This is a genomic window from Mycolicibacterium mageritense, from assembly GCF_010727475.1.
In the GTDB taxonomy this organism is placed as follows: domain Bacteria; phylum Actinomycetota; class Actinomycetes; order Mycobacteriales; family Mycobacteriaceae; genus Mycobacterium; species Mycobacterium mageritense.
Genome location: NZ_AP022567.1, coordinates 5,211,864 through 5,222,825 on the forward strand (window position 1 = coordinate 5,211,864; position 10,962 = coordinate 5,222,825).

At 66.2% G+C, this 10,962-nt stretch carries 7 protein-coding genes; 6 read left to right on the forward strand and 1 reads right to left on the reverse strand.

Annotated features, from left to right (window positions below; translation table 11 throughout):
• Positions 1-58: 58 nt before the first annotated feature.
• Positions 59-2,518 carry a GcvT family protein gene (locus tag G6N67_RS25155; RefSeq protein WP_036427965.1) on the reverse strand — a complete coding sequence of 820 codons (2,460 nt, stop codon included), beginning with the start codon at positions 2,516-2,518 and terminating at the stop codon, positions 59-61.
• A 221-nt stretch (positions 2,519-2,739) separates the two neighbouring features.
• On the opposite strand from G6N67_RS25155, the gene G6N67_RS25160 reads away from it, so the two are divergent.
• The 6 genes from G6N67_RS25160 to G6N67_RS25185 all read left to right on the forward strand — a co-directional run bounded on the left by G6N67_RS25160 (position 2,740) and on the right by G6N67_RS25185 (position 10,962).
• Positions 2,740-3,522 (forward strand): IclR family transcriptional regulator, encoded by a 783-nt coding sequence (locus tag G6N67_RS25160; protein ID WP_036434100.1) that lies wholly within the window; start codon positions 2,740-2,742, stop codon positions 3,520-3,522.
• A 554-nt stretch (positions 3,523-4,076) separates the two neighbouring features.
• A complete protein-coding gene (locus G6N67_RS25165) occupies positions 4,077-5,651 on the forward strand; it encodes a BCCT family transporter (protein WP_051578833.1) in 1,575 nt (524 codons plus the stop codon).
• A gap of 247 nt (positions 5,652-5,898) precedes the next feature.
• The gene (locus G6N67_RS25170; protein ID WP_036427961.1) at positions 5,899-6,261 is read left to right on the forward strand and encodes a bifunctional 3-phenylpropionate/cinnamic acid dioxygenase ferredoxin subunit; all 363 of its coding nucleotides are present in this window, start codon (positions 5,899-5,901) and stop codon (positions 6,259-6,261) included.
• Positions 6,258-7,454 carry an NAD(P)/FAD-dependent oxidoreductase gene (locus G6N67_RS25175; RefSeq protein WP_179976747.1) on the forward strand — a complete coding sequence of 399 codons (1,197 nt, stop codon included), beginning with the start codon at positions 6,258-6,260 and terminating at the stop codon, positions 7,452-7,454. Before G6N67_RS25170 ends, G6N67_RS25175 begins: the two co-directional genes overlap by 4 nt.
• Before the next feature lie 47 nt (positions 7,455-7,501).
• Complete coding sequence (locus G6N67_RS25180; protein ID WP_051578401.1) at positions 7,502-8,653, forward strand: aromatic ring-hydroxylating oxygenase subunit alpha; 1,152 nt, start codon at positions 7,502-7,504, stop codon at positions 8,651-8,653.
• A gap of 818 nt (positions 8,654-9,471) precedes the next feature.
• Complete coding sequence (locus G6N67_RS25185) at positions 9,472-10,962, forward strand: aldehyde dehydrogenase family protein (protein ID WP_036427958.1); 1,491 nt, start codon at positions 9,472-9,474, stop codon at positions 10,960-10,962.

The window sequence follows — 10,962 nt, forward strand, 5'->3', positions numbered from 1 at the left end:
TCCTCGGAGCGACCGGGGTTGATGTCAGGCTGGGGTGTTCGACGAGAATCCGGAGCCGTCAGGACCGGATCTTCTTCATCTCGGGGTCGACGAGCGGCTCGGCGACCACCGTGGCGGGAACTCGCCGGTCGAAGTACTGGATCTCGACTTTCGTACCGGGTACCGCGGTGGCGGGCAGCCACGCGTAGGCGATGGGCACCCCGACGGTGTGGCCGAACGCCGCGCTGGTGACGTAGCCGGCAGGGCTGCCGTCGAGGAACACGGGCTCCGATCCCAGGACGACCTGCTTGCCGTCATCGATCGTCAGGCATGCCAGCCGGCGTTCGACGGTGTCGTCGGACACCCCGACGAGTGCGTCACGCCCGATGAAGCCATCCTTCTGCGTCCGGACGGCGAAACCGAGGCCGGCCTCGTACGGATTGTGCTCGGTGGTCATGTCAGTACCCCATGAGCGATAACCCTTTTCGAGCCGGAGGCTGTTGAACGCGGCCCGCCCGGCCGCGATGATCCCGTGCCGCTGACCCTCGGCCCACAGGGCGTCCCAGAGCCGCAGGCCGTTGTCGGCCGACGTGTACAGTTCCCAGCCGAGCTCGCCGACGTACGACAACCGCATCGCGGTGACCGGTACGCCGCCGATGCGAACCTGCTTGGCCCGGAAGTACTTGAACGCCTCGTTGGAGAAGTCGTCGCGGCTCAGTGCCGAGACGAGGTCGCGGGCCCGTGGGCCCCACACGCCGATGCAGCACGTGCCACCCGTGATGTCGCGGACCGTGACACTGCCGTCGGACGGCGCCTGTCGACGGAAGTAGTCCAGGTCGAGGTTGCCGTTGGCGCCCACCTGGAACGAGTCTGCGCCCAGCCGCGCCACCGTGAGATCGCTTCGGACACCGCCTGCTTCGTCCAACGCGAGGGTGTAGGTGACCGAACCGACCGACTTGTCCATCTTGCCGGTGGTGGTGCGCTCCAGCAGGGCCAGCGCGCCGGGGCCCGAGATCTCCAGCCGCTTGAGCGGCGTCATGTCGTAGAGCGCGACCGCCGTGCGGGTGCGCCACGCCTCCGCGGCGGCGATGCGGGAGTGGAACATCGCCGACCACTCGTCGCGAGCGGGTGGCTGCCATGCCACGGGCAGTTCGTCGACCAGCGCGGCGTTCGCCTCGAACCAGTGCGGCCGTTCCCATCCACCGCTTTCCAGGAACACCGCCCCGAGCTCGGTCTGGCGGACATGAAAGGGGCTCACCCGGAGATTGCGCGGGGATTCCTTGGGCTGCAACGGATGCAGGATGTCGTAGATCTCGACGAAGTTCTGCTGTGACGTCTCGCTGACGTAGCCGGGGTCGAGTTGGACGTCTTCGAAGCGATGGACGTCGCAGCCGTGCAGTTCGACTTCTGACCGCCCGTCGATCAGCAGCTGGGCCACCGCCCGTGCCACCCCGGCGGAATGAGTGACCCACACGGCCTCGGCGATCCAGAAGCCGGACACGTCAGGGGATTCGCCGATCAGCGGCCCGCCGTCGGGGGTGAACGAGAAGATGCCGTTGAAGCCGGACTCGACCTTCGCGGTCTGCAGGCACGGCAGCAGCTTCTGGGACTGCTCCCACGCCGGTGCGAAGTCCTCCTCGGTGAACTGCAGCATGGAAGGCATTGCGTCGGCGCTGATTTCGCCGTCGGGTAGCTCGCTCATGTCCACCGGCATCGGACGGTGCGCGTAGGAGCCGATGCCGAGGCGGTCGACGTGCTCACGGAAGTACAGATCCTGGTCCTGATGCCGGAGGATCGGAAATCCGGCTTCGGACAGCTCGGTGTTGCGGCCGACGAGTTCGGGAATCTGGTCGGTCTTGGCGTACTGGTGGGCCAGCGGCAGCAGCGGGACGTCCATGCCGATCAGCGCGCCGAGGTCCGGGCCCCAGAATCCGCCGCACGACACGACGATGTCGGCGGGCACGACACCGTTGGCGGTGGCGACGCCGGTGACCCGGCCACCGCTGTGCTCGATGCCCGTGACCTTCGTCGAACCCTGGAACACGGCGCCGCGACTCTGCGCGCGGCGGGCCAGCGCCACCACGACGCGGGAGGCCTTGGCCAGCCCGTCGCTCTCGACGTACAGGCCACCCAGGATGCGGTCGGCGTCGAGCAGCGGATGCAACTTCGCGCATTCCTGCGGGTCGATGACCGAGGCGGCGACACCCCACGACGTGGCCCACCCCTGCCTGCGGTGCAGCTCGGCGAGGCGTTGCTCGGTGGTGGCCACTTCGAGACCGCCGACCTGGTTGAAGCACCACTCGCCGTCCACGTCGAGAGACAGGAACTTGCTCGCCGTGTAGCTCGCGAACGTGGTCATCGTTTTCGACGGACTCGTCTGGAACACCAGGCCGGGCGCGTGCGAGGTGGAACCACCGGTCAGGGGCAACGGCCCCTGATCCAGCACCGTCACGCGATCCCACCCGCGCGCGGTGAGTTCGTCCGCCACGTTGGCGCCGACGATGCCGGCGCCGATGATCACGACGCGAGGTGATCCCATATGAGTGGTTCTCCTAGCTTGATTGGCGGGGAAGTCCAGGTCGAAGTTCAGGTCACTGTCGGTGGCATTGGGACGACGCCGAGGCGCACACCGACCGCTTTGATCAACAACTGATATACCAATGATAGGTTTCGTGACCACGGCGGTCAACCCTGGACGCATAACGTGCAACTGGTTGCTTACGGTGCAACGCTGTGCGTTTCCTGGGTATGGTGGCGGGCATGAGCAACGGGAGCTCAGAGTCCGGCAATGGCGGCGTGCAGTCAGTCGACCGCGCGTTGCACGCTCTCGAGATCCTGGCGCGCGAAGGTGAAGCCGGCGTGACCGAACTCGCTGCCGACATCGGTGTCCACAAGTCCACGGCATCTCGGCTGTTGGGCTCCCTGGAGGAGCGCGAGCTGGTCGAACAGGTTCATGAGCGGGGGAAATACCGGCTGGGCTTCGGGATCCTGCGATTGGCCAACGCGGTGTCGGGGCGGCTCGACGTCTCGCAGCAGGGGCGGGAGATCTGTGAGCGTTTTGCCGCCGAGATCGGCGAAACGGTCAACATCGCGGTGCTGCGTTCGCACTACGCGGTCAACGTGGATCAGGCCCGCGGCCCGTCGGCGGTCGGCACGCAGAACTGGGTCGGCACCCTCACGCCGTTGCACGCGACGTCGAGCGGCAAGGTTCTGCTCGCGTTCATGGCGCCGGAGGCGCGGCGCGAGCTGCTCGAGGCTGCCGGTCTGACGCGCTTCACCGAGCGCACCATCACGTCCATCGATGACCTCGAACAAGCGCTGATCCCCGTCCCGGGCGACGGCTACGCGGTGTCGCTCGAGGAGCTGGAGCACGGGCTGAACGCGGTCGCCGCGCCGATCCGTGATCATCGCGGTGCGGTGATTGCCGCGCTCAGCGTCTCGGGGCCGGTGTATCGCCTCACCGAGGAGCGCACGAAAGAGATCGTGCCCGCGGTGGTGGCGGCGGCGGACGCGGTGGCGCTCCGCATGGGGTACCAAGGCTGACCGGTCCCGGAAGCCGCGGATATCACCTCGGCTGCCGTTTACAAATATTTTTCATCTAACAGTCGCGTATCACTGACTGTCGTCCTAATATATCAGCACGCGACTGTTGGATGTCAGATGCGTTCACGGCATCCGGCGGCGAGTTGAACAACAGAAATGTGTGCACCCGCGCAGCGATGTGCGGGCGGGCGTACCCGCCGCGGATCGATGATCCTCGCGGCGAGCGACGTCGGCATGTGCGGCGCTGTGGCCACGTTCGAAAGGCAAATCGACGAGTTTCCCCGGCGCCAGCGCATGTCATCAGAAATATGTGAGACACACCACATCAGGTGCCAGGATGGGTGCGGATCACATCAGAGGTCATCTGGTGTGTGCCAATGATGGGACGCACCCCGGAGTCAAGAAGCACTGCGCCGCCGACGGCGGTGTACCAGATCGTTCCGCGACAGGCGTTGAGCCTCAGGAGTTTTGACGTGACACCACATAAAGACGGCTCGCTCGAAGCCGATATCCGGGCGCGTATCCACGATACGTTCCCGGGACCGGGCATCCCGATCCCAGAGGGGCAGGAGGATGACGAGCTCGACGTCCCGCTGTGTGCCCGCCGGGCCGTCACCGACAAGGTGGTGTTCGGGGTCACCGCGGTGCTGGTGGCGGTCATCCTCGGCTGGGGGCTGATCTGGCCGGCGGCGTTCCAGTCCACCATGGGCGGGGTGCTCGGCTGGGTGGTCGACAACCTCGGCTGGCTGTTCATCATCGCGGCGACATGTTTCGTGTTGTTCGCGGTCTGGCTCGCACTGAGCAAGTACGGGCGGATCCCGCTCGGGGCCGATGACGAGAAGCCCGAGTTCCACACGGTCAGCTGGATCGCGATGATGTTCAGCGCGGGTATGGGCATCGGCCTGATCTTCTGGGGCGTCACCGAACCCCTCACCCACTTCGTGAATCCACCTCCCGGGCTTGCCGATTCGAAAGCCGGCACCGCATTGGCGACGGCGCTGTTCCACTGGGGCTTCCACCCGTGGTCGATGTATGCCGTCGTCGGTCTGTCGATCGCCTACGGCAGTTACCGCATGGGGCGCAGGCAGCTGATCAGCTCGTCGTTCGTCTCCCTGCTCGGCATCAAGCGGGTCGAGGGGCCCATCGGGAAGATGATCGACATCCTGGCGATCTTCGCGACCATGTTCGGTACGGCGGCGTCGCTGGGCCTGGGGGCATTGCAGATCGGCTCGGGTATCGAGGTCGTCGGGTGGGTCGAGAAGGCCGGAACGCTGCTGCTCGTGACGGTCGTCGCGTTGCTCACCTTCGCGTTCGTGGCGTCCGCCGTTTCGGGGGTCTCGCGGGGCATCCAGTGGCTGTCGAACATCAACATGGTGCTCGCGCTCATCCTGGCCGTCTTCGTGTTCGTCCTCGGGCCGACCGTGTTCATCCTCAATCTCCTGCCCACCACACTGGGCGACTACGCGGCCAACCTCGCGTCGATGTCAGCGCGGTCCGCGGCAGGCGGTCCGGAAACCGGTGAGTGGCTGTCGTCGTGGACCATCTTCTACTGGGCGTGGTGGATCTCCTGGACCCCCTTCGTCGGGATGTTCCTGGCCCGCATCAGCCGGGGTCGTTCGATCCGGCAGTTCGTCGTCGGCGTGATCCTGGTGCCCACCACGGTGAGCCTGGTCTGGTTCGTCATCTTCGGGGGCGCGGGCATCGGCCAGCAGCAGGACGGTATCGACGTGTACGGCTCCGGCAAACCCGAGTCCACGCTGTTCGGCATGCTCGACCACCTGCCGTTGGCCGGGGTCTCGACGCTGTTGGTCATGGCGCTCGTCGCGATCTTCTTCGTGTCGGGTGCGGACGCGGCCTCGATGGTCATGGGCACGCTGTCTCAGGGCGGCTCGCTGTTCCCGTCGCGGTGGGCGGTGGCGTTCTGGGGGTTGAGCACCGGAGCGGTTGCGGTCCTGATGCTGTGGGTCGGCGGCAACGACGCGTTGAACGGCCTGCAGACCATGACGATCATCGTCGCGGCACCGTTCGTCATCGTGATGATCGGCATGTGCGTGTCGCTATATCTCGACGTGTCCCGTGATCCGTTGGTCGCGGATCTTCGCCGCACCGCCCCGGCCCGCCGCAAGTAGCGGACGCGAGGCCCAGCGCCCGTCCCGCGCAGCTCCGCGGGACGGGCGCGCGAACCCGACTGCGCCGGTGACGCCGCACGTCAGGGTGCCTGAACTCGGTGCCCTGACGTGCCTTTTTGCGCTTTCAACTACCTAACAAACTGACGGTCCCGCTCCACTTGACAGGGGCTGTGATGAGCCCCACACTGTTGCATATTACGAACTCTGTTTCGCTATACGCACCACATCGCGACTGAGAGGCAACCCCATGCTCGAGATCTGCCCGCTCTCCGATCTGCCTCCGGGGGAGGCCCGCCGGGTGGAAGCCGATCCGCCCATCGCGGTCTTCCACACCGAGGACGGCGAGGTGTTCGCCATCGACGACACGTGCTCGCACCAGGACGCCTCGCTGGCCGACGGCTGGTTGGAGGGTTGCGAGGTCGAATGCCCGCTGCACGCTTCGCGTTTCAATCTCCGCACGGGCGCGGTTGATGCGCCGCCGGCGAAGCTTCCGGTGCGCACCCACGCCGTGGTCATCGAGGACGGTGTCATCCACGTCGAGCTCAGCGCCGAGAAGCCGAACCTGCCGCCCGACATCCGGGCACGTCTGGGCGAGGGAAGCAAAGCGTGAAGCACGTCGCGATCATCGGGGCCTCGCTGGCCGGCCTGTCTGCCGCTCGTGCCATGCGGGCCAAGGGATTTGACGGGCGGGTGACCGTTGTCGGTGACGAGGCCCGCAGGCCCTACGACCGGCCCCCGCTGTCCAAGGAGTTCCTGTCGGGCGACATGACCGAGGCCGACCTGGCACTCGAGGCCGCCGACGACGACCTGCAGGCCGACTGGGTGTTGGGCGCGGCCGCAACGAAACTCGACACCCGTTCCGGATCGGTCGAACTCGCCGACGGAACGCGGATCGACGCCGACGGTGTGGTCATTGCGACCGGTTCGCGGGCCCGCCGGTGGCCCGGCTGCGAGGCCATGGCAGGCGTCCACGTGATCCGCACCATCGACGACGCCATCGCGTTGCGTGCGGACCTTCGCCCAGGTGCCCGGCTGGTCGTGATCGGCGCCGGATTCATCGGCGCCGAGGTCGCTTCCACCGCACGCAAACTCGGTCTCGACGTGACGGTCGTGGAGGCTGCGCCCACCCCGCTGCAGGTTCAACTCGGCTCACGGCTGGGGGCCGTCGTGGCCTCCAGACACGCGGTCAACGGGACCACGCTGATCTGCGGTGTCGGTGTCGCGGGTCTGACCGGCGAGCAGCGTGCACTGCGGGACGGCGCCGGCGCGGGCCGCGTCACAGGCGTCGACCTTGCCGACGGGCGGCACCTGCCCGCCGATGTCGTGGTGGTCGGTATCGGCGGCGTGCCCAACATCGAATGGCTGCAGGGCAGCGGCCTGCGCCTCGGCAACGGTGTGCTCTGCGGATCCAACGGTCAGACCGACGTCCCCAACGTCGTGGCGGTCGGGGACTGTGCGGCCTGGCTCGACCCCTCCACCGGTGCGGCACACCGCGTCGAACACTGGACCGGCGCACTTGAGCGACCGGCCATCGCCGTCGGTGCTCTGCTGTCCGGTGGGCTCGATCCCTGCGCCCCGGTGAAGCCACCGTACTTCTGGTCGGACCAGTACGGATCGCGAATCCAGTTCGCCGGCATCGCTTCTCCCGACGATGAGATCACCATCGAAGACGGCAGCTGCGAAGAGCATTGCTTCTTGGCGACCTACCGGCGCGAGGGCCGCATCGTCGCGGTCCTGGCGGTTGATCAGCCGCGGCTGTTCACCCGGTGGCGGCGTCAGATCGCGACCGTCGCGGCCGTGTAGTTCTTGGCCCTCAGCCCGCCAACCCCACTAGAGATAAAAGGAGCCCAGTGACCACAGCAGCATCCGGGGCCGCCCCCGGATCCGCCCCGAGCCTGCCCGAGAGCCTCATTCCCACCCTGGCCGGGCATTACTACACCCATCCCGAGGTCTTCGCGCTCGAGCAGGAGAAGATCTTCGAGAAGATGTGGTTCTGTGTTGTGCGTGCCTCGGATCTGGACAAGCCGGGCGCCTTCAAGACCGTGCAGGTCGGTCGCGAGAGCGTGCTGGTGACCAGGTCACGCAAGGGCGACATCAACGCGTTTTTCAACCTGTGCCGCCATCGCGGGGCCAGGTTGTGCACCGAAGAGGCCGGTGAGGTCAAGCGTGCCTTCCAATGCCCTTATCACGCTTGGACTTACGATCTCGACGGCAAGCTGGTGGCCGCGCCGAACCTGACCAAGATGCCCGACATCGACCGGGTGGAGTACGGCTTGCGCAAGATCGCGGTCAAGGAATGGCTCGGCTACGTGTGGGTGTGTCTTGCCGAGGAGCCGCCGTCGTTCGAGGACACCGTCATGCAGGAGGTCGTGGACCGGCTCGGCGACATCGAATCGATCGACCATTACACGGTGGCCGAGCTGAGCGTGGGACGGCGGATCGTCTATGACGTCAAGGCCAACTGGAAGCTCATCATCGAGAACTTCATGGAGTGCTATCACTGTGCCACGATCCATCCGGAGCTGACCGAGGTGCTGCCGGAGTTCGCCGATGGGTATGCCGCGCAGTTCTATGTGGGGCATGGCGCCGAATTCGGGGAGGACGTCAAGGGATTCACCGTGGACGGGTCGGAGGGGCTCGACCACATTCCCGGCGTGACCGAGGACCAGGATCGGCGGTACTACGCCATCACGGTGCGGCCGCAGGTATTCGTGAACCTGGTGCCCGATCATGTGATCGTGCACCGGATGTTCCCGTTGGCCGCCGATCGCACTGTCGTGGAGTGTGACTGGCTCTACCTGCCGCACGTCGTGGAATCCGGTCGTGATGTCGCACGGTCGGTGGAGCTTTTCCATCGGGTCAACCAGCAGGATTTCGACGCATGTGAGCGGTGCCAGCCCGCGATGGACTCGCGTGTCTACCGCGACGGCGGCGTGCTGGTGCCCAGCGAGCACCACATTGGCGCGTTCCATGATTGGTTGCGCGACAAGCTCGCCGAGTGACGCTGCGGGAGCCGACCCGGCGATCCGGCCGGGCCGGCTGCCGCGACGCGCCGGCGCGGTGTGTGACGTGGACGGAACTGTGGACGGAGAGCGTTCTGTCTCGTCAGATCACCATCAAGAAAGGCATCGGCCCCGGTCGGCGACTGGGACCGATGCCTTTCGTCGCGCGCATCTCGATGGGATCAATCAGGTTGGCGCCCAGCAGTTTCGGTATTCCGGGCCGATGGGCCGGCCGGTGCCGTGATGAAAAACCGGCAATCTGATCCGCCATTGATCGCCAGAAAATATATTAATCGGCTACGAGACCAGGCTGAGCCCGAGGAGGTGACTGTGCTCGATTCGTCGATTCGGCCGCGTGGTCGCGCCACTGACCGGGCCACGGTCTCGGGGATCGGCCCGGATTGCATTGCACCGCCACCGGTTGTTCCGCGAATCGGGACGGATACCTGCGAAACGGCGATGGGTGGGGTCAGACGCGAGTACGGTCTGCTGCCGGTGACGCTGCGTGACTTGCTCGGATACGCGCGGAAATGCCCTGTGGACGGGCCTTCCCGCAGTCGCAGTTTACAAACTGTTTTCATCTATCAGTCTCGTATCACTGCGGGTCAGATTAATATATCAGCTACCGCTCGGCGTTCGACTTGGTGCACGTATAGGCCTCGATTGAGGCTGCGTGGCCACGGCGGGAACCACTCCGCGGCGGGGATGAGCCTGTGCCCAACGAGGTGCGAGTTCACGCTGCGACAGGCGCTGAGCCTCAGGAGTTTTGAAGTGGCCCCGCCAAACGCGGCGCTGATCGGTAGGCCGAGGAGGCAACGTTGAACACAGAACCGGATCTGCTCATCGGATCGCAGTGGCGGCACGCCGCCGACGGTGGAACGCGGCAGATTGTCAACCCTGCGAACGGCACCGTCATCGCCACCGTCGACGAGGCCACCCATGACGACGCCCTGGCCGCGGTGGCTGCGGCGCGCGCGACCTTCGACGCGGGGGAGTGGCCGGCCACACCGGTATCAGAGCGTGCGGCCCTGCTCGACCGGATCGCCGACCTGCTCCTGCGCGACAAGGAACCCCTCGCCGAACTGGAAACGGCTGACACCGGAAAAACCCTCGCCGAGAGTCGGATTGACATCGACGACGTCGTCTCGGTGTTCCGGTACTACGCACGGCTGGTGGCGACCCAGTCTGATCGGTTGGTGGATGTGGGCGACGCCGGTGTCATCAGTCGCGTGGTGCACGAGCCCATCGGGGTGTGCGTGCTCATCGCGCCGTGGAACTACCCGCTGCTGCAGATCTCCTGGAAGATCGCACCGGCGCTGGCCGCGGGATGCACCATGGTCGCCAAGCCCAGCGAGGTGACACCGCTGTCCACGATCGCGTTCGTACGGCTGGCGCAGGAGGCCGGCGTGCCCGCGGGCGTGCTGAATCTCGTACAGGGCAGCGGGGCAGCAGTCGGCGCGGCACTGACCGACAATCCCGACGTCGACTTCATCTCGTTCACCGGCGGGTTGAGCACGGGGCAGCACATCGCCAGAACGGCCGCCGACCACGTCAGCAAGGTGGCGCTCGAACTCGGCGGCAAGAATCCGCACATCGTGTTCGCCGACGCCGATTGGGAGAGCTCGATCGATCAGGTTCTCACCGGGGTTTTCCTGCACTCGGGCCAGGTGTGCTCGGCGGGAACCCGGCTGATCGTCGAAGAGTCGATCGCCGACGACTTCGTCGCCGCGCTCGCCGAACGGGCGGCGACCATCCGGATGGGCGACGGCACCGACCCCGCCAGTGAGACCGGGCCGCTGGTGTCCAAGCAGCACCTTGAGAAGGTCGAATCCTATGTGGCGCTTGGCATTGCAGAAGGCGCGAAGCTGATCGTCGGGGGCGCCCGGCCGAGTGATCCGGCGCTGGCCGACGGCTACTTCTACCTGCCGACGATTTTCGACCGGTGCGACCGCTCGATGCGGATCGTGTCGGAGGAGACCTTCGGTCCGATTCTCACGGTGGAGCGATTCACCGACGAGGCCGAGGCGATCATGCTCGGCAACGACACGCAGTACGGTCTCGCGGCGGGGGTACGGACCTCCGATCCGGCGCGGGGCGAACGTGTGGTGCGCGCACTGCGGCACGGCACGGTGTGGCTGAACGACTTCGGGTACTACACCGCCGCGGCGGAGTGGGGCGGATTCGGGAAGTCCGGGAACGGCCGTGAGCTGGGGCCCAGCGGTCTCGCGGAATACCAAGAACTCAAACACATCTGGCAGAACACCGCGCCAAAGCCTGCGGGCTGGTTCGGTGCGCGCAACGACGGCTAG

Bases quoted from the DNA above. Each gene is read 5' to 3' on its own strand.
- G6N67_RS25155 (WP_036427965.1), bottom strand. From the start codon at position 2,518: ATGGGATCACCTCGCGTCGTGATCATCGGCGCCGGCATCGTCGGCGCC.
- G6N67_RS25160 (WP_036434100.1), top strand. From the start codon at position 2,740: ATGAGCAACGGGAGCTCAGAGTCCGGCAATGGCGGCGTGCAGTCAGTC.
- G6N67_RS25170 (WP_036427961.1), top strand. From the start codon at position 5,899: ATGCTCGAGATCTGCCCGCTCTCCGATCTGCCTCCGGGGGAGGCCCGC.